This window comes from Planctomycetota bacterium, assembly GCA_016235865.1.
In the GTDB taxonomy this organism is placed as follows: domain Bacteria; phylum Planctomycetota; class MHYJ01; order JACQXL01; family JACQXL01; genus JACRIK01.
In genome coordinates this window covers 184,585-208,925 of sequence record JACRIK010000030.1, presented here as the reverse complement: position 1 = coordinate 208,925, position 24,341 = coordinate 184,585, and the positions used below count along the sequence as shown (strand labels likewise).

The window sequence follows — 24,341 nt, the reverse complement described above, 5'->3', positions numbered from 1 at the left end:
CCGCTGTAATAGAATCTGGCTTCCGAAGTAACGGTTCCGGTAACCAGACTCCCGGCCGGGCCTTGCAGGCCAAATATGAGACTATCGGCGTCCCAAGCCGCGGCCCAGGATGAACCCTCAGATTTGTAGGTGTCGTTATCAAGTGAATGGATATGTTTATAGTAATACAGGTTGCCTGCGCCACCATATAATGGGTTGGCTGAAGCAGAGCTCCACCACAAACTTATACCATTATACCAATTGTCATAACTCTCTTCTATGGATATAATATCAGCGTCTTCGGTGGTTACTTTTACCGCGCCCCAGTAATAACCGGGTAACACGTCGCCCTGGAGTTCCACATAAACAATATCATCCTGATTTGCCCGCAAGGTGTCGGTCACCTGGCCGAATTCATCCAGCGCCACCGCGGTAAAATCAGGCGTCTGGGCAATTACCTCTGACGGCAAAAGGAAATTAGAGATGAACACAACAAGTACTATCAAGAAAAGGGATATTTTATTCTGCATGGTTATTCCTTTCTGGTAGATATATGAAGCAAGGTTTGGCGTGGGCAATTACCGAACAAACGGTTGCAGATATCAGAAGAAATCATCATTTCAGAATAATGTTTTTCTGATTTCATATCCATAGATGGCACTATACCAAAATATCCGTTGCCGTCAAGTAATATCTGTTATTTCTTGAGAATAATTCGGTATTGATAGTATTCTTCACCCGCGGTAGGTTCATAGAAGTCCATTGTAAATGAACCGGAAGTGTTGGGATAAAGAGTTATCGGTCGTTCCTTGAAATAGGTGATTTCCTGCCAGGTCAGTTCTATCCGCAGGGTCCGCTTCTGGATTTCCTGGGAACGGTTCCTGATAAAGACAACTATCCGGGCGCCGTAGTCAAAGGGATTATTGATATCCTTGCTCAGCCGGTTGACCACCTCGACCTCGTCATCGCTCAGGATTTCCTGCCTGGACGGCTGGCAGACCTGGGCTGCTTCAATGTTGGGATTGATGATAGCCTGGACCTCCGGATGCGGAATGACGAATTCAGAGACCGCTAATCCCAGTCCAGCCAGCAACATCAGGAATACCAGCCAACGCAGGATTCCGCCCCGGCCCCGAAATAATCGGGACTCCGTTGCGACTCCGCGTGCAGGAGCCGGACTAACCGAAACCAATTGCTTGGCATGGACCGGGGCTCGTTTCTGCTTCACGGCTTCCAAATCATCCAGGAGTTCGGTCGGCGTGTGATAGCGTGCCTCGGTTTTCTTCTGGATGCACTTGACGATAACGGCCTCCAATTCCGGCGGTATCTGGGAATTGACCGCGCGCGGGGCCGCCGGTATCTTATGGAGATGTTCGTTAATCAACTCTATGAATGTCTCGCCGGTAAAGGGATGCCGACCGGCCGCAATCTCATAAAGGACAATGCCCAGGGAATAGATATCGGTCCGGATATCAACCGGCTGGCTCAGGGCCTGTTCCGGCGAGAAATATTTCGGGGTGCCGACGATGGTTCCGGACACGGTTAACTCGGTATCCTGCGGCACGGTATTAACCACCCGGGCCAGGCCGAAATCCATGACCTTGATGCGCGCTTCTTTCATATCCAGCCGGCCCGAGTCCAGGACCGACTGGGGAAAAGCCATCATAATATTTGAGGGCTTGATATCTCGGTGGATAATCCGCTCGCCGGAATCCCAGGCAGCCTTAAGCGCCTTGGCCACGGCCAGCCCGACATAAATCACATCATCAGGCGAAAATTTGTATTGGTGCTGGATGAATTTGGAAAGCGGCAACCCGGGCACATATTCCATCGCATAGTAGTAATCGCCCTGATACTCACCGGCCCCGTAAATCTGGATGATGTGCTCGTCGGTTAACTTACACAGGCACTCGGCCTCGCGGTGGAAACGCTGGACAAAGAACTTGTCGTCGGTGTATTCTTTATTAAGGAACTTGATGGCTACCGGACGGTTAAGCGAGATTTGTTTGCCCTTATAGACCGCGCCGCCGCCGCCCTTGCCCACCGCATGGTCACGATAGAGTTCAAAATCGCCTAAAATTTCCATAATTTGATATGTTGATTGAGTATAAATAATAGGCGGAATAAATGCAAGAAAACTCCGTACCTTCTGCCACTGGCGCCGAAGCGCCATGGCGCCCTTATGGCGCTCATAAGGCATCCCGCCATACGGCGGGACAGGCGCCGACACCAAGAATTCGGAGTTTATCCCGCACATAATTTATGTGCGGGATGCCTTCGTGTCTTTGTGGCGAATAATTCCTTGCACTAATTTATTATTTTGCTACCCTAATTATGTATGAATATCCTATTCATCCTCCTGCCCTGTTTTGTCCTGCTGGCCCTGGGGTATTTTCTGTACGGACGCTTGGTCGCCCGGATAGTCAAACTTAACGACAACACGCCCACGCCAGCGGTATGCATGACTGACGGCGTGGATTATGTACCGGCCAAGCCGTTCCTGCTCCTGGGCCAGCATTTTTCGGCCATTGCCGCGGCCGGGCCGATTGCCGGTCCAATTCTCGCCGGTATCTATTTCGGCTGGCTGCCCACCATCGTCTGGATTATCATCGGCGCTATCTTTATCGGCGGCGTGCACGATTTCACCACGCTGGTGGCTTCGGTCCGCCATAAGGCGCTGTCTATCGGCGAGATTGTCAAGCAGTATATCTCCAAACCGGCCTTCTACCTATTCCTGTGCTTTGTCTGGCTGACCCTGGTCTATGTAATTATCGCTTTTACCGATATGACCGCCCAGACCTTTAAGACCGTGGTCGCCAACGAGTCATACGGTCCGGCCGTGGCCGGCTCGTCATTCATGTATCTGGGACTGGGACTGCTGATGGGCCTGTGCCTGTATAAATTCCGGATGCCGTTGTGGCTGGCTACATTGATATTCGTGCCGGCGGTGGTAGTAGTCATCTGGGCCGGGCCGCAACTGCCCCAGGGCCTGCTGGACTTCTTTGGCGCCATCACGGCAAAGGAATGGAATATCGTCCTACTATTGTATTGCTTCATTGCATCGGTCATACCGGTCTGGCTGCTCTTGCAGTCGCGCGGGTATCTGGGCGGATTCCTGCTCTATGGCACGATTGCGGCCGGATTGGTCGGCGTGTTCTTCGGCGGGTTCTCGGTCGGATATCCGGCCATCAATCTGGCTGGCTTGAAGAGCTTGTTCAACGACAAGCCGATGCTGCCGCTGTTGGTCATCACGGTTGCCTGCGGCGCCTGTTCCGGTTTCCACGCCATTGTCGGCTCAGGCACCACCTCAAAGCAGTTGTGCAAGGAAAGCGATGCCAAACTCATCGGCTACGGCGGTATGCTGATGGAGGCGGTGGTGGCGCTCCTGGCGCTCTCCACCATTATGTTCCTGAAACCCGGCGATGCGGCCTTGAAAGGCGACCCGGGACAGGTCTATGCATCCGGACTGGCCAAATACGCCGGACTACTGGGTATTGATTTTAACCTGGCCCTGGCCTTCGGACTGCTGGCGTTTTCCACCTTTATCTACGATACGCTCGATGTCTGCACCCGGCTGGGCCGGTATGTGTTCCAGGAAATCTTCGGCTGGCAGAGCCGGAATGCGCAATATCTGGCCACATTCGTAACGCTACTGGTGCCTTTTGTCTTCCTGATGGGCGCCAAGGAACAGGCCTATAAGATTGCCTGGCCGCTCTTCGGAACCAGCAACCAGTTGCTGGCCAGCCTGACGCTGTTGGGCGTCTCGGTCTGGCTGTGGAGAACCGGCAAGAATGCTATTATCACCATCATCCCGATGGCATTTATGCTGGTCATGACCCTGTGGTCGCTGGTGATGATGATGGTGCCGGGCGTAAAGAACATTATCAACGGCAAGTCACTGGATTTCCAGGGCGTGATAATGACCATGACATCCATCATCCTTTTTATCCTGGCCCTGTGCGTGATTGGCGTGACGGTGAATGTCATTGCCAGAATAAAATCTAAGCCAATACAATAATTTACATCCCATAATCGTTATATATTACAAAAGTGATAAATCAGATATCTGGCCCATTCGACGTGGTTCCCCGATTAGGTCGGGACTCCGCTGTCGCTACGCAGGGTGAAGCGGCTGATGATGTCCTGCTCAGAACATTCGCTTCGCTCAGTGTAAAGACGCATCAGGCCGAAAGGCAGAAGATACTGGAGCAATTACTGCTCAGGTACCGGACGCGGTTGTTCAACTTTATATACCGGCTGACCCGCGACCATGCCCTGTCCGAGGACCTGTTGCAGGAATTGGCGCTCAAGGTCATCAAGAATATCAAGGGTTTTAAGCCGGAACGGGACACCAGTTTCCGGCAGTGGCTTTACCAGATAGCCATAAACCTGTGCCGGGATAATGCCCGGAGGAAAAAACCGATTAGCTCTATGGAATTGGAACAGATGACCACCCAAACGCCGGAGCACCGGCTGGAAATTGAAGACCTGGTGGCCGGACTGCCCAAGGAACAAAAGGAGGTCATCCTTTTAAAGGTCTATTCGGGTCTGACCTTCAGGGAGATCGCCGAGACCCTGAAATGCCCGCTGAATACGGCGATAAGCCGGATGCATTACGCGTTAAAAACCCTGAGAGAAAAGGCGCAAGTATATGACAAAGTGTAATATTGACAAGGCTCAATTGATACTCTATCTCTATGGCGAATTGGCAGGCCAGGAAAAATCCGGGTTCGAGAAACATCTGGGTGAATGTCCGGAATGCCGGGCAGAAGCAGCTGACTATCGTAGGATAATGGACAAATTATCCAAGCTGCCGGTAATGGAACCGTCCGAGGCCGCGCCCATTCGACTCCCCTACCCAAAGAGCATTATAATGAGATTCGCCACCTACAGCACCGTTGCCGCCTCGTTACTGCTCCTGGCCGTGTTTACCTACATAAAATTATCCGGCACCTCCGCCCCGGTCCGAACACCGGATAATACAATTAATATAACGGTCTCAACATCTATAGACAAAGAGCTATACGCCTGGGACAACGGGGTTGGTGATGAAATTGACAGCTTGAAGGAAAGCGCGAAAACCATCGTCAATGAACTAAAAGCCAGCCCACTGGCCTCCCTGGATGATTCCCTGGATAAAATAGATACCGCTATAAAAACAATATCAACCGAAACAGATTAGCCCAGCCCCCTGGGCGCGTAGTCGCAACGGAGTCCCGATTATTTCGGGACTGGAGCTGGGTAAAATTCCACCCCGATGTTACATCGGTGGAGAAAGGAGAAACATATGGTAAAACGTATTATAGCCGGAGCCATCCTAATCGGGATAGCCAGCACCTTGCTGTTCTGCACCAGCCCGCTCGGCTCTGCCCAGGATAAACAACCCGGGCCACAGAATGGGCCCTGCCCGGACTGCAAAACACGCGGCAGCGGCGGGATGATGATGCCGCCACAGTCACAGGGAAGATTCGTAACCCCGCAGGACGAAATGGGCCTGCCCAAGCTGGACGAAGAGACGGAAAAACTGCTCAAGGAACTCGACCCGGAGCGGCTGGAACGGCTGAAACATCTGCGCCAGGTTGACCCGCCGGCTTATATGAAACTATTTGAAGAGACCCAGCGCGAGCGAATGAAACTGCGTGAACTGAAAGAACGCGACCCGCAAAGATACGAGCAGGTCATCCAGGAGCGCAGGATGGAAACCGAAATAAAGGGCTTGGCTATGCAGTGCCGCAAGTCGCAGGACAATGCTGAAAAAGAAGAGCTTAAGAAGCAAATCAAGGTCCGGCTGGAGAAACTCTTTGACCTGCGCGAGACCCAGAGGGAAACCGAGATTAAGCGTCTGGAAGAACAATTGACCAAACTCAAGGAAAAGATGAAGACCCGCAAGGCCAATCGGGATAAGATTATCGAACGCAGAGGAAAAGAACTTATCGGCGAAGAGGATGATATGGGGTGGTAGACCACAGATTTCACAGATTACGCAGATTATTTGTGGAAGGCACAGATTAATACCTATAAACCCCGAAGGAATTCCGGGCGGAAGCCGTATTTGCCGGATAGGTAATCGTCTATCTCCTGGAGCAATCTTTTCTTGTCCTTATTGAATGTGCCGGCCAGGGGCGCGTAGTTTGAGGCGTGATTGGCCCGGAAGATGGTCTGCGGGCTGTCCATATTGTCCACCACCAGACGGATTTCCCTGACCATGTCTTCGGCTTCAGGAAGAAAGAATCTGCCCTGCTCATAATCGGCATCCAATGGCGTGCCCGGCACCAGCATCAGGGTAAGCAAGCTGAAATAGCGCGGATTCATCAGATTGACGGCCTTGGCCGTATCAATGGCGTGCTCCCGGGACATCTCCCGGCCGCCCAGGCCGATTAATCCGATGACAGACATCTTGATGCCGTTGGCCTGCGCCTTCCGGACCGCGTCAATCATGTCTTTGGCCGTAGCGCCCTTCATGACCTTCTTCAGTATCTCATCATTCCCGCTTTCCAGGCCGAGATAGCCGATGGTCAATTTGCGGCGGCTCAATTCGCTTAACTCAGTTTCGGTTTTCTTGAGGATATCGCGGGCATTGGCGTAGATGCCGACCCGCTGCAGGTCCGGAAAGGCCATATTGAGCGCCTCCAGAATCTTGAGCAGACGCTTATTGGGCAGAAGCATGGCATCGCCGTCGCACAGGAAAACCCGCCGGGTATGCGGTATATGCCGGCGCGCCAGGGCGATGTCCTCCAGAATCTGGTCCAGCGGCCGGACCCGGAATTTCTTGTCCGGATAGGTGCCGCAAAAGGTGCATTTGTTGTGCGAGCAGCCAAAGGTTATCTGGAGCAGATAACTGTCCGCCTCGCTGGGCGGCCTGATAATCATTCCTTCGTAGCGCATAACACGAATGGCACTATTAGTGCCATGACCGTTAGGTTCGCAGTGGCGCCTATGGCGCCACGAGAACCTTACGACGGGTTATCCCGCCGCAGCGGGACAATAAGTTATCAATTAACGTTTAGCGTCTTTATAGGTCGGATAGAGTTCTTTGAACATCTGAAAAGCCCGTTTGGCCCGATGTTCGTAGATATCAGCCATCTTTTTATTCCCCTTCTTGCGTTCCTGCTCAGCATGCTCCAAACACAACATCCCCTGCTGATTATAGAGCATCGGCGCTAAGGGATTCAAGGAAATTGCAAAATCTATATATGTCAAGCAAATAGGCAATGGAGTCAAAGTAAATTCATTTACTTCTGAAAAACTATAAACATAATGCATTGCCCAAGCTAACTCTACTGACACATCAACGGAAAAAAGATTAGATTCAAATGATTCGCCTAAATAATCTACCCCGACTAAACGTTCCTCTCTAACATTGCTTCTAAGCATTACTTTCCCTTGCTCTAAAAACGACTCATATTTAATTAATCTCACGGTAATAAAAGATAACACTATTACTATAAAGGCTATCAAAATAGCCGTAATCCTGGATTCCTGCTTTCGCAGGAATGACAAGAGCGGCGGAAATGACAAAGGCATAGATGATTCCGTAGTACTCAAGAATATGGCGCCGATAAACCAGACGCTCATGGAAAGTCCCTGGACATAAAAGTTAAAGTCAGCCAGGCAGTGAATCAGGAATGCCAGAAGCCCGGTGAACAGGCCTATCCGGAGTATGTCAGTAGTCAGTATACCAGTAGACAGATAATGGCAAAGGAACCGAAAGGTTGCCAGCCATAATAGGAATACAATTACTGTTGGCAAAAGCGGAATATCCAGGGTGATTAAGGGCGTCTGGAATACCTCGCTAATCAGAAAGGCAAACCCGGCGCCAAGAATATATGGCAAGATTCTTCCGGCGCCATTGGCGCCATCAGAATGACAGTCTGTTTCCGCAATCTGACGTACCGGACGGAAAATCGATTTCAGGATAATAAACCAGATAACCAGAAAGACCAACAGCGCCGGGATGCCCATTTCAGCGGCTATCTGGAGATAGTCATTATGCGCCTTTTGTACCTCGCCGGCATCAACCGACTTATAATGAAGATAATTGTTACCGAACTGATTTAAGCCCACCCCGCTCAACGGATTATCCCGGATAATCTTTACTGTGGCATCCAAATAACCCAGGCGGACATTAAGCGAATCGGACATTTGGGAACGACCCATAATCACCGCCACCATAAAAACGGCTAATATTACTGCCAGCAAAATTATTCTGACCTGCTTTGAGAGCCTGCCGGGCAGATAATAAGCCAGAAACATCAGGGGAATCATCAATGCCATAAGCGCGCCCTTGGAACCGCTCATTAAAAGGGTAAGTGTCAGCACGCCGGCAATAATCAGCATGACTCTTCGTCCGATATAAAGCAGCGCCAGAAACAGCGGAATCAGCAATATCAGAAACGCGCCGAAAGAATTCTGGTAGGCAAAGGTGGCAAACGGTTCTCCGGCCTGAGCTCGGGCTAAAGTCGCGCCCCGTAACTCAGCCGGTATCGCATCCAACAATGACGGATTCTGCTGTATCTGGACGGCCAAGTCCCTCAATCCCCAGAAATGCTGATACAGCCCATAGAGAACAACCATCAATCCAACGGACAGAAATACGGACAGCAGCGTTGTGATATATTTGGCATCCCTGGCACAGAGCGAATAGACCAGATAGAAAAGAACGACATCGCTAATCCAAGGAACTAGATATTGAAAGGCGCCGAATTTATACGGCGCATTGATAAACGAAACGATGATAAAAGCTGCGAATAAGAATAGCAACAATTTAAGAAACCAAGGCAGTGCCGGAGTTACCGCGGTTAGTTTCTGCTTTTCCATGAGATGGACAAGAAAAACCAGCCAGATTAAAATGACCACCAGCAGATTAACGCCGCTGCCGCAGGTGCTGGCCGGAATAATCAGACGGGCCGTAATGCCGGCAGAAATGAGGAATAGTTCCAGCCATAGGTACATAGGTTATTCTGGGTTCTTGTTCTTCCGTCCGGTATATTCCAGGAGGGTGACAATGCACAGAAGTAAAACCACCTGGCCGAATACCAATATCGCGCCGGTCAGGTTTATCATCCGATCCGGGCTAAGGTAATATAAAAGGATGGCTGAAAGTCCGGCGCAGAAGGTCAGGAGATAAATCAGGATAACCGCATCGGGCACGCTCAGGCCCAGGGCCACCAGCCGGTGCGCCAGATGGTTTTTGTCGCCCATAAATATGGGTTTCTTGTTAAGGAATCTGATAATAATCACCACCAGCGTATCAAATATCGGGATGGCTACCACCAGCAGCGGCGTCAGGAGCGCATAATAAGAATGAGGTTCCTTATAAAATGTGAACTGGATGGTCAGGATGGAGATGAAATAACCCAGAAGCAGGCTGCCGGCATCACCCATGAATATCTTGGCCGGATGGAAATTAAATACCAGAAACGCCACGGCCGCGCCGATGATGGTTATCAGGAATGAAGCAATAAAATACTGCCCGGTCTTGAGCGCGATTATCATAAAGACGGCCGCGGTTATAGCCGCAATCCCGCTGGACAGTCCGTCCATGTGGTCCAGCAGATTATAGGAATTGGTTATCAACACCATCCAGAAAACCGTCACCGCGGCCGAGATAATCTGGCCCCAGAACCCCAGCTGTCCCAGGAATAAACTAAACGAGATGCCGTTAGCCACAATAAATACGCTGATGATAATCTGGAACAACAGTTTAGTACGAGCCGACAGCCTCTTGACATCGTCAAAGAGCCCCAGTATGAAAATGCCTGATGCGCCGATGAAAATAACGGATAATTTGGGAATCATCACGAATACACCTGGCAGGTAATCATAAATATCCTGCGGCACCCAGGGTATTGGCACGCTAACCTTGAGCAAATAGGCACAAAACAGCGCCACTGTAAAGGTAATAATAATCCCCAGGAAGATGGCTATCCCGCCGCCCAAGGAAATCGGCTGCTGGTGCACCTTGCGCTCGCCCGGCATATCCACGAAATCAATGGCCAGCGAAACCTTCCTTACCAACGGGACCAAAATTAGGGTCACAATAAATGAAACAAGAAATGTAATAAGAACTACTAATAACATCTATTATAAAGATATGAAATTACTAAGCACCGGGGGTTTCCTCATAGGCCTCGGTCTCTAACTTGCAGAGCCGGTTGATTTCCTTATCCCAGCCGTAGGTCAGCAACACATAACCGATTAGATAACCGAAAAATCCATAGAAAACAGTATTAATAAGGAATGCCCCGATATAAAGAATAACCGGTGATATATTGCTGTTCGCCCCGCCCAAGATGCCGACAATTATGGCGCTGGGCAGTTCCAGCATATAGACAAAATAACCCAGCCCGTTCGGCGTTATGATGTAAGGATGAAAATTCCAGAGGCTGATAATAATGGCAAAAATCACATGGCAGACCGAAAATACCACGGCCATTTTTTTGGGGTACTTGGAAGCTGGCATCATCGCCCCGGCCAGCGAATCGGGTTTGGTTCCCTTCGGCTCTTTCGGTTTAATACCGCCGGCTGGTTTTGGTAAACGGCTCTTGAATGTCGACGATTTCATACCCTGTGTATATATCTAAATAAAACTTATAATCAAGAAAATATTGAAATATTTGGCGATGTATATAAAGTAAGCACCATGAAGATTATAAAGAAACTGCCCGTTATAAAATCCAGGCGGCCAGACACGCATAAGGGCGATTATGGCAAGGTCCTGATAATTGCCGGTTCGCGCGGAATGAGCGGCGCGGCTTATTTGTCAGCCCAGAGCGCCATCCGCAGCGGCGCCGGACTGGTCTATCTGGCCATTCCGTCATCACAGCAGCCTATCCTAGCCACCAAACTTACCTGCGTGATTACCCAGGCGCTGGCGGAAACCACTGAAGGTACCGTATCCAAAAAGGCCATAGATGATATCAAATCATTATTACAATTTCCCAGCCCAAGTAAATGGGAATTAACTCTCGGCGATGTTGATGCGGTGGGAATCGGTCCAGGACTCTCGCGCCACCCCCAAACAATGGAATTCGTCCGTTCGGTATTACCGCTTTTCACCTGCCCGGCTGTAATAGATGCGGACGGCATCAATGCCCTGGTAAACAACATTAAAATCATCGGAAAAATGCGTTCAGCGATTCTCACGCCCCATGCAGCTGAAATGGCCCGGTTGTTAAAAACCACTCCGACTAAAATACAGTTTAACCGGATGGACAGCGCAGTCGAGGCCGCCAAGCGGCTGAAAAGCATCGTCATTCTCAAGGGCTATAAAACCATTGTCACAGACGGCGAAAATATCTATATCAACACCACCGGCAATCCCGGCATGGCCACGGCCGGCAGCGGCGATGTCCTGACCGGAATGATTGCCTCGTTTGTGGCCCAGAAACTCAGCCCGTTTGAGGCGTCCCAACTGGCCGTCTATCTACACGGGCTGGCCGGCGATATGGCCGCTAAAAAATTCACCGAGCATTCCCTGATAGCTACCGATATTATGGACTATATCCCCGAGGCGATTAAACAGTTTATTTAAATATCTGATCATAAATGATAGTCCAGATAATCATCATTACCATCGGCTTTGTCATCGCCCTGTCATACCCAATAGGAATAGAACCTCTCTGGTTTTTTCCGGCTGATTCAGGCAAGGCCTTGATGCCCACGCTGGGAATCATACTGTCAAGCGTCTTCTATATCATGGCCGGATTCAGGTTGGTCCGGCGTCAAATCAGGAAAAACCTCAGGAATTACTACAAACAGGTTTTCAGTTACCGTCTTTCGCTTCTTTTTATCTATTTCGCCCAGGTTTATATTTTCCATTTACCCGCTCTAATCTCCGGCCATACCGGATTCCTCGGCCTGGGCAGCGGCGAAATTCCCTTCGTCACCAAGTTCCTGACACTCACCCCCTTCCTGCTGACTCTGATATTATCGTACATCCCGTTTTACTGGATAGAAAAATTCATCTCTAAGTCCCAACCGACCGCGACTACAACCGGATCCCCCTCTTTGTCAAACTTTCTGATATTCCAAATCAGGACTTATTTTATGCTGGCAGTTCTACCGCTATTTTTCTTTATTCTGGTCTTTGATGTCATTTACGCCATACCAACTTTACGTAATATCGTCATAACCTACCCGTTCACAGAATGGCTGACATCCATCCTGTTATTACTGACCATGTATATCTTCACGCCCTTTGTCTTGAAATACCTCTGGGTTACCAAACCCCTGCCTGAGGGCTCGTTACGCATCTATCTCCAATCCATAGCCTTTCGGGCCAATATCAAAATCAGGGACTTCCTCATCTGGGAAGTCGGCCGGCGCCCATTCGCCAATGCTCTCCTGATCGGCATCTTCCCATTCAACCGTTTCGTGATATTCACCGACTCAATCATCAGGAATCTATCAGACGATGAAATCGCCGCCGTCTTTAGCCACGAAGTCGGGCACGCCAAATTTAAGCATCTCCTGATACTCCTGCTATTCACCGTGGCGTATTTAAGCATCTTATTCACCCTAAGCAGCGTATTTGAAAGCGCGCTGGGCAACGGCGCCTGGAACTTCGGGTTTTCACTGACCCTGATTATGATTTTCTGGCTGGTGCTCTTCGGCCAATTAAGCCGCCGGTTTGAACTCCAAGCCGACTGGTTTGCCGCTGAGATTACGGCCGATCCGGACAGTTTCACCCGGGCCCTGACTAAAATTGCCTACTTAAATGGTATCCCCATGCACACCTCAGGACTGTCCACCTTAACCCATCCCAGCATAGACCAGCGGATTACATCTATTAGGAACAAAAACCTCTTCGCGTCCTCACAACTCAGAACAACAAGCAGAATAATGATGATTCTGGTGATCTCCGGCGCGCTCGGACTGGCCGGCGTCGGTTACACGATCATTAAAGAGATAAAATCAGCGCCCCAGAGACAATTAAAGATTAAAGCATTTGAAATGACCCGGAAAGCGTATTCATTACTGGCCGGACTGGAAAAAGAACCAAGCCAAACCGTGCAACTGGAAAATCTGAAGACGTGCGTTTCCTATATAAATACGGCTATTGTATTAGACCCCCAAAATCCGTTTAACTATATTATCAAAGGCGATGCCTTGGGTTATTCGGGGCAGAACTATCACCAAGAAAGCCAGCTTAATTACAGAAAAGCCTACAATCTGAAACCAACCGATCCAACCGAACGCTATTACCTATCACAAAAACTCTCTAATTAACGGCTGAATTCCTCGACAAAGGTCTTTTTGTGGACCCGGTCCACCATCTCGCAGGACTTGCTAAGATATGTGAGTATCTCCTTACGCTTCCACTTGGGGTTTGATTCTATCTGCTTGATTATGTCATTTAGGATTTCCTTGCGCAGGTTCATCCGCTTGCCGATCTTTAATTTCTTGAAGTCGTATCCGAGTTTACGGGCGGCCTTGAATGTCAAGTCCATCTGTTCCTTGGTAGCATTAATCCCATGTTTTTCAGTGAGAATATCACGGACCAATTCCAGCGGTAACTTTACTTGCTCAGCAACCTCTTTCAAGGTAATGGCCATCTGATTCTCCTCTCTTCTTTCCCTCATATATTTCTCTTATATCAAACCATTTTCAATGTCAAGAAAGTTACGAATATATTTTACACGAAATCCAAGATTTGTTAATCCAAAGCACTCTTTATTCGTTTATATATGACAATTATATGTCAATAACCGGGCTCAATTGTAGAAAGGACACAAACAACCTTATGAGAAATGTAACTTTTATTGCAGCAGCCATGTTCGGCATTACACTACTAACTCTCCAGGCCGATGCCAACAAAGCCGAAGAAATAATAGTCACGGCTACCAGAACCAAACAAGAGATAAAGGACATCTCAGGCAATGCCACCCTAATCTCTTCACTGGAAATAAAGGAATCAAACAGCCGAACGGTTGATGATATCCTGAAATACCAGGGCGGTATTGATATACAGGGCGGCGGGTTCTTCGGTTCCAAGATACGGATGGAGATGCGCGGAGTACCCAGCAACTATGGACCGCAACGGGTCCTGGTGATGATGGATAATCGCCCGGTCAATGAGGAATATCTGGGCGATGTGGATTTTCGGTTCCTGCCTGTAGATAATGTTGAGCGGGTCGAAATCGTGCGCGGACCGGCCTCGGCACTCTACGGCTCCAATGCGGTAGGCGGAGTCATCAACCTGATTACCAAATCAGGCCGGGAGAGTCCGATCCTAAACCTTGCTACGAATTCCGGGAGTTTTAATACCTCCGGCGCCACCCTGCAGCACGCCAGGCAGACCGGGAGCTTGGCCTATTTTATCTCAGCCGGCGAGCAGACCACGGACGGTTATATCAAGAATTCGGACGGCACGGCCAAGAACTGGTCAACCCAGAACATTTCCACGCGCGGCAACTGGCAGGTTAATGACGAATCGTCTGTCGCACTCTCAGTGGGCATAAATAACGGAAAAGGGATTGAAGAGAATTTTACCCGCGACCAAAATACCAATTACCTGAACCTGTCCTACCAGACTAAGTTATTCAATACCTACGACGGCGAGTTTACGGCTCGGGTTTATCGCAATGGACTCAAGCAGGATCTGGAATGGAAATTCGGAGCTATTGGCACCTATGACCAGTCCACGCTCGGCACTCAGTTGCAGCAATCGATCCAGCCGATTGAGAACCACCTTGTGACTTTTGGTATAGATGCCAAACAACAGGATGTCCTGGTTAGCGAAACCAACGGCATCATTAACGAAACCGTAAACTCCCAGGCCGCTTATGTCCAGGATGAAATCGTACTTAGTGAAAACCCGGGCGGCAAGTCGGTGATTGGCACCGTCGGACTGCGTTATGACCAACATGAGGAGTTCGGCAGCGCGGTCTCGCCAAGGTTCGGCGTGGTCTATCATCTCAACGAACAGACCTCCCTGCGCACTGCGGTGGGTAAGGGCTATCGCGAGCCGACTGTGTCTGATATGTTCCTGCCCCTGACGCCTTACGGGCCGATAACCTTCCAGGGCAATGCTAACGTAAATCCGGAAACACTCTGGTCTTACGAATTAGGAATTGACCATAAGTTCGCCAAAGACCTTTCAGCGCGCCTGACGCTTTACCAGTCCCAGCTTGATGATGCCTGGGATTATATGAGAGATACGGACAACATCTACCGACCGCATAACGTGACACAATTATCAATGCAGGGTATTGAAGCCGAGGTCAAATACGGTCTCACCAAGGAGTTGTTCACTTTTGCCAACTACACCTATACCGATGCTAAATATAAAAAGGACAAGAATAACCCGTCAATCGAAGGTAACTATGTCGAGGAAGTGCCGCGCAATCAGGGCAATTTAGGCCTTAGATTCCAGCCGGAAAACAGCACCCTGGTTATCAACCTTAGGGCCAACGGCGCCGGTGAACGCTTCACCGATACGGATAATACTAGGGCCAATACACTGCCCAAGCATCTAGTGGCCACGGCCGGCGTCTCAAGCGGGATAAACAAGAACAGTTCGTTGTTTGTCACGGTGCATAACCTCTTTGACCGGACCTATAAAGAGGTGTTTGACTATTACCAACCCGGCCGATGGTTTGATGCCGGATTATCTATACAGTTTTAATACAGACTGCCCACTGAATAAAATGACCCAATACGAAAATTACCGGCATGCAATAGGGCTCCATACATTTTAGAACTAAAACCTTGATATTTTACCCCGATAGATTTAGCATACCTATCATATGGAACATTACCTTACCAAAAAACAACGCCTGGTCAACCAGGCCCTGAATGAATATCTTCCGACTGCCAAGACCTTTCCGCCTCTTATCCACAAGGCAATACGTTATAGCGTGCTTAATGGAGGCAAGCGCCTTAGGGCAATTCTGGCCCTGATGGCCGGAGAACTATTCGGCACAGCCCACAATAAAATAATGCCTTATGCCTGCGCCCTAGAAATGGTCCACGCCTATTCGCTGATTCACGATGACCTGCCGGCAATGGATAATGACGATTTCAGAAGAGGCAAACCAACCTCACACAAGGTCTTTGGCGAAGCCATGGCCATCCTGGCCGGGGATGCCCTGCTAACCTATTCCTTCCAACTAATCGCCGATAAAATACAAAATGAATCAATCGTGCCAAAATTAGTAAGCGAGCTCGCCCGGGCTGCCGGGTCGGTCGGGATGGTCGGCGGACAGGTGCTGGATATCCAGCATTCCAAGCCTAAAGTTCTCAGCTCAAAATTACTGATGCTTAAAGAGACTCATCTACGCAAAACCGGCGCGATGATTATCGCTTCCGCGAGGGGCGGGGCGATAATTTCCGGCGCTTCAACCAACCAGTTATCAGCCATAACATTTTATGCCCGAAATTTCGGGCTGGCCTTCCAGATAGTTGACGACATACTCGATGTCAGCGGTTCCAAAAAACAACTAGGCAAAACACCGGGCAAAGACGCCAAACTTAATAAACTAACTTACCCGGCCTTAAAAGGATTAAAGCCATCGCGCCAAGAAGCCGAACATCTGATAACGCAGGCAAATGATTCATTGAAAATATTTGGCAAAAGAGCCGCTAAGCTTAAAGAACTGACTGATTACTTGTTGAAAAGAAAAACATAATGTCCGAAAGTATTATCACGCAAGTTAACAACCCGGCTGACCTGAAGAAACTGCCAACCGACAAACTCCATCAATTAGCCCAGGAAATACGAGAGAAGATAATTAATGTAACTTTCAAGAACGGCGGGCATCTGGGTTCTAATTTAGGCGTAATTGAGTTAACCATTGCCCTGCACTATGTATTTAATTTAGAACACGACCGGGTTATCTGGGACGTCAGCCACCAATGTTACACCCATAAGATACTCACCGGGCGGAAAGACCGATTTGATACCATTCGGCTCTATCAAGGCTTAAGCGGATTCACCAACCCGGAAGAAAGCCCCTATGATACCTTCACCGTAGGTCATGCCGGAACAGCTATTTCCACGGCTCTCGGAATTGCCACCGGCGACAGCATTGCCGGGATAAACCGCAAGGTCATCGCGGTCTGCGGCGACGGCGCCCTGACCACCGGTATGAGTTTGGAAGCGCTTAACTATGCCGGCATCCTCAAGAAGAACCTTATTGTCGTGCTCAACGACAACAAAATGTCCATCTCGCATACGGTCGGCGCCATGGCCAATTATCTAACCAAACTCAGATCATCTTACCTCTATCTGGACCTCAAGAAAGACGTGGCCAGTTTGCTTGAAAAGATACCCAAGGTCAGCCAGCAGATGGAAAAGGCATTTCATCATGTCCGAGCTGCGGCATTGGCGCCCTTAGGCGGCGCGATATTCGAAGAATTGGGCTGGCGCTATTTTGGGCCGATTGAGGGTCATAACATACCAGTCCTGATTAATAACCTCAAAACCATCTCGCAGTTTAGCGGCCCGATGATGCTTCATATTATCACGGAAAAAGGATATGGCTCTCAGCACGCCATAAACGACCCCTATAAGATGCACGGCATCGGACCGGTTACCGTTGCGGACGGCAAGATTTCATCCGAGAAAAGTTCCAGCCTAAATTATACCGATATCTTTGCGGAACGCGTCGCCGAACTGGCCGGGCAGGATGAAAAGATTGCCGGCATCACGGCCGCCATGCCGGACGGCACCGGATTAGTCAAACTCCAGGAAAAATTCCCCCAGCGTTATTTTGACGTGGGCATTTGCGAGCAACAAGCCGTGGGATTGGCCTGCGGCATGGCTAAATCCGGAATCAAGCCGGTGGTGGCAATTTATTCCACATTTCTGCAAAGGGCATTTGACCAGCTCTTCCACGATATTGCCCTGCAAAAGAGTCCTGTTGTCTTTGTCCTTGACCGAGCCGGGCTGGTCGGCGCGGACGGTCCGACCCATCACGGATTATACGACATCGGTTATTGCCGCTTGTTCCCTGATTTCACCCTGATGGCGCCGCGGGACGGAACGGAATTAAAAGAGATGCTTTCTTTTGCTGTTCATCACAACAGACCAACATTCATCCGCTATCCCAGAACCGCCGTCCCGGAACCGACCATCCCGTCTCAAGAATCCATCCGGCACGGCAAGGCAGAAATACTGCGACCGGGTAAGGACGGTGTTTTACTGGCCTACGGCTCTATGGTTTATCCGGCTTATTATGCGGCGGAAGAATTGGCCAAGAATAATATCGAATTAACCGTGGTTAATGCCAGGTTTGCCAAGCCGTTGGATGAGGAATTAATCAGCCGGCTGCTCAAGGAAACCCCGTTTGCTATAACCCTGGAGGAACACAGTATTGCCGCAGGGTTCGGTTCTGCGGTGCTGGAATTTGCCAGCCGGTCTCCTGAAACCCGTCAATATATCAATAAAATCACCACCCTCGGCATTCCGGACCGGTTTATAGAACACGGATCCAGGGATAAGTTGTTGAATATATTAGGGCTGGATAAAGACGGGATTATGAAATCAGTCCGGCATAAACTGGCAATCAATCTTGACAAAATATCATCGCCTAAGTAAAATACCTTAATTCTGGAGGCGTGGCTGAGTGGTTGAAAGCGGCGGTCTTGAAAACCGTTGTCCGAGTAATCGGACCGTGGGTTCGAATCCTACCGCCTCCGTTTTAATCGATCCGCGTGATAAATTCCCCGTTCTTATATTCCACATAAGAACCATGCTCCTGCCAGTCCCCTACTGTCATCAGAGTCTTACCGGGCAGAATGGCCCGGGTTTGCTCTTTATGGACATGACCGCAGATGATGACGTCTATCCCCTTTTTGAAATACCGCTTCAGAACCGAATCGATGATATTACGGCTGACCAGCGGTTTCTGGGGCACCACCTCATCGCTGTAGCCCCGGACCTTTTTCCCCAAACGCATCCCTATCCCGGACGGAAGCGACTGATATGCAGACTTAATTATCCTGGCCCGGCTGAATCGTCGGTAGGCCTGGTAACTCCGGTCTTCGGTGCAGAACAGGTCGCCGTGTGACAGAAGAATTTTCCTGCCGTCCAGTGTGATAGTCTCCATTTCCGACAATACCTTTATGCCCGCAAAGTTGGTAAGCTCAGGCCCGACCGTAAAATCACGGTTGCCCGGAATGAAATTTATCTTCACACCGGCTGCCGTCAGTTTCTTAATCGCATTGAGAACCTCCTTATAATCTTCCAATTCCAGATGCTTGGGGCCAATCCAGAGGTCGAAGAAATCACCCAGAATATAAAAAACGGTATCCCGCGGGTTACCATTAAGGAAATCAATCACCCTTTGCGTCTTGGCTGGCTCTGAAATATTGAGATGCGTATCGGCAAAGAATATTATAGATGGCATTTATAAGGCTACTCTCCCATAGGTATCCAGACAACTCGGGAAAAGACGCGCTCCTGCCTTTCAGCCGCATTGGCCACCACCCTTAAGGTTATCCTCAAGCCCAGTGGAAGTTTTTCGGTTACCGGCTGACCATCGCCTATGGGATACTGTTCATTCAACGCGCTCAGCTGCCTGAAGGTACGGTCCCTGTAGACCTCAATATTAAATGACAACACATAGTGGCACAGGGCAACCGAATCAAGTTCTTCACCATCAGAGTCCGTTACCACCCTTCTCAAAACATAGAGTTGCCTCTTGGTCTTGGTGGTCTTCGAAAGCCCTTCATAAACCCCGTCCTTACTTTCTCCGCCGAGGATGCTGGTATCGGTCTCCTTAACCAGATAATATCCCAGCCGCGCCGCAGCCGGTTGTCCTTGAACCAGGGCCGTTGCCGTAAATGAAATCCGGTCCTGGGCGCCTGAAATATTCTCACCCGGCTTATCCTCGCCCAGGGTGAATCTCTGCTGTTCGGACTCCACAGGAAAACAGCCGTTGATATCCGTGACAAAGATATCCAGAGCCGCCCGGGCCGAACTGTAAATATTTAACCGGTCAGTGCCTGTGGTTACCGTCGTGCTGATCTGCGAGAAAATAACCGCCACCAGCGTCATTATAAAAGCCATCAAAGCCACGGATATCATCAGCTCTATCAGGGTGAACCCGCTGTCCCCGTTGATTTTCATCTTCTTCATATTTTACTTTCCGCCAATCATAACAATGAAAACATGGATGGGCGGCGGCAGTTCGTCGGCATATCTCGTATCGTCGTCCTGGAAACGGTACACCGCTACGGCAAACTGGAACAAGGGGGGCGTGGGATCTCCAGTTGCCCTTTCATCATCCATCCGTTTAATAGTAAAGGTAAATTTATATTGGTCGTAGGGGTCGGTCAGGTCAGACACCTTCCTGATGTCCTGCAATACATCCTGAATAAAACCGGCTTGCTTCCCTAACTTGAATGTAGTAGCCGGTTTGCGGCGCGGGCTGGTAATATTCAGCGCATCAGCCACATCTTTCGCCGGGTGGGCAAAAAACCTCTGGCCATTGGGGCCCGGCGGCGGGGTCGCCGGCAAGGGCAGGGCGAACTCGTACGAGCCACCCGACACCCCATCATGAACAAAGAATGCCCGGCCCGGCACATTTCCCGTGATGTTCTCGGCCGTGGCCGAACGCATCGCAATATTCAGGGCATCGATTACTGATTCGGCAATCTTGGCCGCCACCGTATCATCCACAGATAAACTGGCCGTCTTGATGGAAGAGGGAAATATTGACAGGATGCTGACAATCCCGACGGTCAATATGATTATGGCAATCAGGATTTCAATCAGGCTCAGCCCGGACCGTTTTTCCGCTCTTAACAACATCTCTATTTCTCCCTATAAATCATCTTGATAATTCTACCAGTGGTGATGGTAAAGTCAAGATACATCGTGCCTGATTTACCCCTTTGCTCCAGGATAATATCCGCGTTTTCCGCTTCCGGATTTTTCAGGGATAAATCAGATACGCCATCAGGCAGGACCAAAGAACCGTTAGGCCTGAATCCGACATACGGTTCGTCCAACTCGAATAACGGCGCTTGGTCGGAAAATAACACCCCCTTACTTAAGGCTACAGTCACGCCGACCTGCGTATCCTTGGACTTATTAAATTCATTATCCGGATCAGCATTCACATCGGGATCATCATTCCCATCCTTGTATATTGACATAAACGACTTCTCTTTATCAAATACGATGAAATGCATCCGCCGCTCGGTTGCGGCATATTGCGCCGTCTGCCTAAAAACCCCCTGAACAATCTGGGCGGAATATTTTACCGGATTGCCCTTTAAGAGCGGTAGCAATGATACCACTGAAATCGACATGATTATAATAACGATGGTAATCACTACCAACAATTCAATCAGGGTAAACCCAGCCCAATCTTTTCCGGATTTCATATATCACTTGCTTTTGTATTTATCCTGTTTCCAGTTATTGATATCGTCATCATCAGAAGAGCCATCTTCGTCCTCGACGCCGTTGGACCCCCATGATTCCATATCCACGAACGACTCGTTATTTTTGCCGTCGCTTGATGAATGGTCCTCCCCCGGGTTCTGATAAGTTATCTTATTGCCCCAGGCGTCAATAATGTAATCGTCCTTAACCTCAATCTTGTTAAAGCCGCCGGCCACCGCCGGCCCGAATTTCTTCTTCAGCTTTCCGCCTTCTGCCGGGTCATAGCCCTGTTCGATATCAAATGACCTCCCAAGGAAATAATAAAGGTTCTGTGAATCCTTATAGGTCTTCCCATCGCCCGTGTATTCATCGGGCGGGTAGGCGTCAAAGGCCAGATTGTATTCGCTAAGCGCCGACTCAATCTTCCGGATCAGCATCGCGGTTGCATCTATCCGTGCCTTGTTCTTCAACCAACTGGCGCCGACTAACACTATACTCATCAGGAGCGTAATGATGCCGATCACTATCAAAAGCTCGATAAGAGTAAACCCATTTTTACAATTCACTTTATTATCCATATCACTTTTCCCAGTTATTTATTCCGTCCGGCCTCTTCCGGATATCGTCGGTCCAGATGTCATAGGCAAACGGCTTCTTCATTTCGCCGTTCTTATCCCGCTCGGAGGCGTTTTCCCGATAGTAAAACGGCTTCCTGAATAAACTCAAAAACTCGCCATTGACTACCCGGTCTTTGGCAAAATCGTACAAAGCCTTTTTCGGCGGATTCGACTTATAATCGCCGCCCAGCGCCTCAATCAGCGCCCGGCTGGAACAATCAGGCAAATCAGCCGGATATCTTCCATAAATCGATTCATACTGGGCAATGGCTATCGCCATAGTACTGATTTCCGCCCTGGTCAGTGCCGCCCGGCTTTTGTATTTCAACTCTCCCACGACGTATACAGTCATCGCGGAAAGTATCAGTATTATGCTGATAACCACCAGTATCTCAATAAGTGTAAAACCCCCTTTTCTTTCTGGCATATCTAATCCCAGTTATTGATTCCCTTATCATCCCCTTTCCCGTTGTCCGTCCAGATATCAAATGAATCCTTATTTTCCATCTCCTTACCTTCCTTGTCCTCCTCGGAGGCATTCTCGCGGTAGCAGAATGGCTTCTTAAATTCGCTGTAGTATTTACCGTCACCTTCATTAATCCGGCTTTTCTTGAATGGGTAATAGGTCTTCTTGGGCGGCTTGCCTTCCTCAGTTTTACCCCCAAGCGCCTCAACCAACGGCTTGCTGGAATCATCATCATCCTCCGGGTATGCCCCGAAATCCGCCTCATACATACTCAGGGCGGTCTCCAGATTGGCAATCTCGGTCCGGGCCGCGGCCTTCTTGGCCATATACCGGCTGCCGGCCAGGCCCGGCACGATCATCACGGCCAGCACCAGGATAATACTCATCACCACCAGGATTTCTATCAGGGTAAACCCGGCACACCTCTGCACAGGTGTACGGGTAACCCATTCTTTTCTGTCTGTCATATTATACTCCTCCCACTATAAATATACCCTGAATACAAGAAAAAACAAGAAGTATTTTATTAATCGCTGCCAGCCCTTAAAAGCATTATCAGCGACTTGACCGGCAAAAATCCATTACTGCTCTATGCCGTACTGTTTTAACTTGGCCCAGAGCGTCTTGCGGCTGATATTAAGAAGGCGCGCCATCTCATTCTTATCGCCCTTGGCGTAGACAAATATCTTGCGCAGGTAATCACCCTCGCATTGGGCCGTGTAGGTTTCCAGGGAAATAATATCGCTGTCCCGCAACTCGTTGGCCGGAGTTTTCAGCAGGTCGTCTTTCTTGAGAATGTTCGACTCGCCGGCCATGGTAATGGCCCGCTCCACCGAGTTTTCCAGCTCGCGGACATTGCCGGGCCAGGAATAATTTGACATGGCCACTAAGGTATCGGTGTTCACCTCATACTTCCTGCCCTTGCCGTATTTCTGGATGAAATGATTCAGTAATAAAGGTATATCCGTGCCGCGCTCCCGCAACGGCGGCAGTTTGATATTGACTACATTCAGCCGGTAGAACAGGTCCTCGCGGAAGGCGTTATGCTTGACCTGGACCATTAGATTCTTCTTGGTGGCGGCAATCACCCTGATATCCACGTTAATGGTCTGGGTCCCGCCCACCCGCTCAAAGGCGTGTTCCTGGAGCACCCGCAGGAATTTCATCTGGGTAGTCGGCGTCATATCGTCGATATCGTCAATGAAAACCGTGCCCTTGTCAGCCAGTTCAAACCGGCCGACTTTCTGGTTCAAGGCGCCGGTGAATGCCCCCTTCTCGTATCCGAACAGTTCCGACTCAATCAGGGTCTCGGGCATGACCGAACAGCTCATCTTGATGACCGGATAATTATGCCGGTTGCTCTTCTCGTGGATGGTCTCGGCCACCACTTCCTTGCCGGTGCCGCTCTCGCCTTCTATCAAAACATTGCAATCGGTGGAAATAACCTTTTCAATCAGCTGGTAGACCTCGACCATGCGCGGGCTCTTGCCGATCATCCGGCCGTATTGCGGATTACTCTCCAGCGCATCCCTCAAGCCCCGGTATTCATCGCGCAGGACGATGTATTTTTCTATCCGTTCCAGAATCAGCAGTATCTCTTCATTGTAGAACGGCTTCTGGACATAGTCATAGGCGCCGTGCTTGAGCGCGTCCACCGCCGTATCGACCGTGCCGTAACCGGTGATAATCACCACCGGCAGTTCCGGCCGGAGTTTCTTGGCCTGGCGCAGCGTCTCCATCCCGTCCTGGCCGGGCATCTTCAGGTCCAACAGCAGGCAGTCATACTCCGCTTCTTCCAGAGCCCGGATGGCGTTCAGGCCGTCATAAACCACCTTAATCTGGTGGCCCTTGGCCTTGACCGCATCGCTTAAAGTAACGGTAATGGTCTTTTCGTCGTCGGCTAATAGAACTCTCATAATGGTTATTTTTCATATTGTCATTC

At 49.7% G+C, this 24,341-nt stretch carries 24 protein-coding genes and 1 tRNA gene; 10 read left to right on the top strand and 15 right to left on the bottom strand.

Annotated features, from left to right (window positions below):
• Both HZA49_10440 and HZA49_10435 read right to left on the bottom strand, forming a co-directional pair.
• The coding region (locus HZA49_10440; protein MBI5779852.1) for a hypothetical protein at window positions 1–509 on the bottom strand (509 nt) is incomplete at its 3' end.
• A 167-nt stretch (window positions 510–676) separates the two neighbouring features.
• Window positions 677–2,236, bottom strand: a complete 1,560-nt coding sequence (locus HZA49_10435; protein MBI5779851.1) for a serine/threonine protein kinase — start codon at window positions 2,234–2,236, stop codon at window positions 677–679.
• Window positions 2,237–2,317: 81 nt separating this feature from the next.
• Between HZA49_10435 and HZA49_10430 the strand changes: the two genes are divergently transcribed.
• The 4 genes from HZA49_10430 (at window position 2,318) to HZA49_10415 (ending at window position 5,941) form a co-directional block, all read left to right on the top strand.
• Window positions 2,318–3,997 carry a carbon starvation protein A gene (locus HZA49_10430; GenBank protein ID MBI5779850.1) on the top strand — a complete coding sequence of 560 codons (1,680 nt, stop codon included), beginning with the start codon at window positions 2,318–2,320 and terminating at the stop codon, window positions 3,995–3,997.
• A gap of 32 nt (window positions 3,998–4,029) precedes the next feature.
• A complete protein-coding gene (locus tag HZA49_10425; GenBank protein ID MBI5779849.1) occupies window positions 4,030–4,644 on the top strand; it encodes a sigma-70 family RNA polymerase sigma factor in 615 nt (204 codons plus the stop codon).
• Window positions 4,631–5,161, top strand: a complete 531-nt coding sequence (locus HZA49_10420) for a zf-HC2 domain-containing protein (GenBank protein ID MBI5779848.1) — start codon at window positions 4,631–4,633, stop codon at window positions 5,159–5,161. The genes HZA49_10425 and HZA49_10420 overlap by 14 nt, the downstream gene beginning before the upstream one ends.
• A gap of 105 nt (window positions 5,162–5,266) precedes the next feature.
• The gene (locus tag HZA49_10415) at window positions 5,267–5,941 is read left to right on the top strand and encodes a hypothetical protein (protein ID MBI5779847.1); all 675 of its coding nucleotides are present in this window, start codon (window positions 5,267–5,269) and stop codon (window positions 5,939–5,941) included.
• Between the two features lie 53 nt (window positions 5,942–5,994).
• On the opposite strand, the gene HZA49_10410 is transcribed toward HZA49_10415, so the two are convergent.
• The 4 genes from HZA49_10410 to HZA49_10395 form a co-directional block, all read right to left on the bottom strand.
• A complete protein-coding gene (locus tag HZA49_10410) occupies window positions 5,995–6,864 on the bottom strand; it encodes a radical SAM protein (protein ID MBI5779846.1) in 870 nt (289 codons plus the stop codon).
• 111 nt (window positions 6,865–6,975) lie between these two features.
• On the bottom strand, window positions 6,976–8,931 hold the full coding sequence (locus HZA49_10405; GenBank protein MBI5779845.1) for an O-antigen ligase family protein: 1,956 nt from the start codon (window positions 8,929–8,931) through the stop codon (window positions 6,976–6,978).
• A gap of 3 nt (window positions 8,932–8,934) precedes the next feature.
• A complete protein-coding gene (locus tag HZA49_10400; GenBank protein MBI5779844.1) occupies window positions 8,935–10,005 on the bottom strand; it encodes an undecaprenyl/decaprenyl-phosphate alpha-N-acetylglucosaminyl 1-phosphate transferase in 1,071 nt (356 codons plus the stop codon).
• Between the two features lie 76 nt (window positions 10,006–10,081).
• The gene (locus HZA49_10395; protein ID MBI5779843.1) at window positions 10,082–10,543 is read right to left on the bottom strand and encodes a hypothetical protein; all 462 of its coding nucleotides are present in this window, start codon (window positions 10,541–10,543) and stop codon (window positions 10,082–10,084) included.
• Window positions 10,544–10,621: 78 nt separating this feature from the next.
• Between HZA49_10395 and HZA49_10390 the strand changes: the two genes are divergently transcribed.
• Together HZA49_10390 and HZA49_10385 are read left to right on the top strand one after the other, a co-directional pair.
• Entirely contained in the window at window positions 10,622–11,512 is an 891-nt protein-coding gene (locus tag HZA49_10390; protein ID MBI5779842.1) for an NAD(P)H-hydrate dehydratase, read from the top strand.
• Between the two features lie 14 nt (window positions 11,513–11,526).
• Window positions 11,527–13,209, top strand: coding sequence for a M48 family metalloprotease (locus tag HZA49_10385; protein ID MBI5779841.1), 1,683 nt, complete (start codon window positions 11,527–11,529; stop codon window positions 13,207–13,209).
• On the opposite strand, the gene HZA49_10380 is transcribed toward HZA49_10385, so the two are convergent.
• Window positions 13,206–13,562 carry a hypothetical protein gene (locus tag HZA49_10380; protein MBI5779840.1) on the bottom strand — a complete coding sequence of 119 codons (357 nt, stop codon included), beginning with the start codon at window positions 13,560–13,562 and terminating at the stop codon, window positions 13,206–13,208. The two genes, HZA49_10385 and HZA49_10380, sit on opposite strands and share 4 nt — an antisense overlap.
• 161 nt (window positions 13,563–13,723) lie before the next feature.
• On the opposite strand from HZA49_10380, the gene HZA49_10375 reads away from it, so the two are divergent.
• From HZA49_10375 to HZA49_10360, 4 genes are all read left to right on the top strand, one after another.
• Entirely contained in the window at window positions 13,724–15,607 is a 1,884-nt protein-coding gene (locus tag HZA49_10375; protein ID MBI5779839.1) for a TonB-dependent receptor, read from the top strand.
• 121 nt (window positions 15,608–15,728) lie between these two features.
• Window positions 15,729–16,610: a polyprenyl synthetase family protein gene (locus tag HZA49_10370; protein MBI5779838.1), complete on the top strand. Its 882-nt coding sequence runs from the start codon at window positions 15,729–15,731 to the stop codon at window positions 16,608–16,610.
• A complete protein-coding gene (locus HZA49_10365; protein ID MBI5779837.1) occupies window positions 16,610–18,520 on the top strand; it encodes a 1-deoxy-D-xylulose-5-phosphate synthase in 1,911 nt (636 codons plus the stop codon). Before HZA49_10370 ends, HZA49_10365 begins: the two co-directional genes overlap by 1 nt.
• A gap of 14 nt (window positions 18,521–18,534) precedes the next feature.
• Window positions 18,535–18,621: transfer RNA gene (locus HZA49_10360), tRNA-Ser, on the top strand.
• Window positions 18,622–18,623: 2 nt separating this feature from the next.
• Here the strand turns inward: HZA49_10360 and HZA49_10355 are convergent.
• The 8 genes from HZA49_10355 to HZA49_10320 form a co-directional block, all read right to left on the bottom strand.
• Window positions 18,624–19,331, bottom strand: coding sequence for a UDP-2,3-diacylglucosamine diphosphatase (locus HZA49_10355; protein MBI5779836.1), 708 nt, complete (start codon window positions 19,329–19,331; stop codon window positions 18,624–18,626).
• A gap of 8 nt (window positions 19,332–19,339) precedes the next feature.
• Entirely contained in the window at window positions 19,340–20,062 is a 723-nt protein-coding gene (locus tag HZA49_10350; GenBank protein ID MBI5779835.1) for a type II secretion system protein, read from the bottom strand.
• A gap of 3 nt (window positions 20,063–20,065) precedes the next feature.
• Window positions 20,066–20,737, bottom strand: a complete 672-nt coding sequence (locus HZA49_10345; GenBank protein ID MBI5779834.1) for a hypothetical protein — start codon at window positions 20,735–20,737, stop codon at window positions 20,066–20,068.
• Window positions 20,738–20,739: 2 nt separating this feature from the next.
• Entirely contained in the window at window positions 20,740–21,315 is a 576-nt protein-coding gene (locus HZA49_10340) for a hypothetical protein (protein MBI5779833.1), read from the bottom strand.
• A gap of 3 nt (window positions 21,316–21,318) precedes the next feature.
• On the bottom strand, window positions 21,319–21,894 hold the full coding sequence (locus tag HZA49_10335) for a type II secretion system protein (protein ID MBI5779832.1): 576 nt from the start codon (window positions 21,892–21,894) through the stop codon (window positions 21,319–21,321).
• Between the two features lies 1 nt (window position 21,895).
• Window positions 21,896–22,360: a prepilin-type N-terminal cleavage/methylation domain-containing protein gene (locus HZA49_10330; protein ID MBI5779831.1), complete on the bottom strand. Its 465-nt coding sequence runs from the start codon at window positions 22,358–22,360 to the stop codon at window positions 21,896–21,898.
• A 2-nt stretch (window positions 22,361–22,362) separates the two neighbouring features.
• The gene (locus tag HZA49_10325) at window positions 22,363–22,866 is read right to left on the bottom strand and encodes a prepilin-type N-terminal cleavage/methylation domain-containing protein (GenBank protein MBI5779830.1); all 504 of its coding nucleotides are present in this window, start codon (window positions 22,864–22,866) and stop codon (window positions 22,363–22,365) included.
• Between the two features lie 114 nt (window positions 22,867–22,980).
• Window positions 22,981–24,315 (bottom strand): sigma-54-dependent Fis family transcriptional regulator, encoded by a 1,335-nt coding sequence (locus HZA49_10320; protein ID MBI5779829.1) that lies wholly within the window; start codon window positions 24,313–24,315, stop codon window positions 22,981–22,983.
• Window positions 24,316–24,341 lie beyond the last annotated feature (26 nt).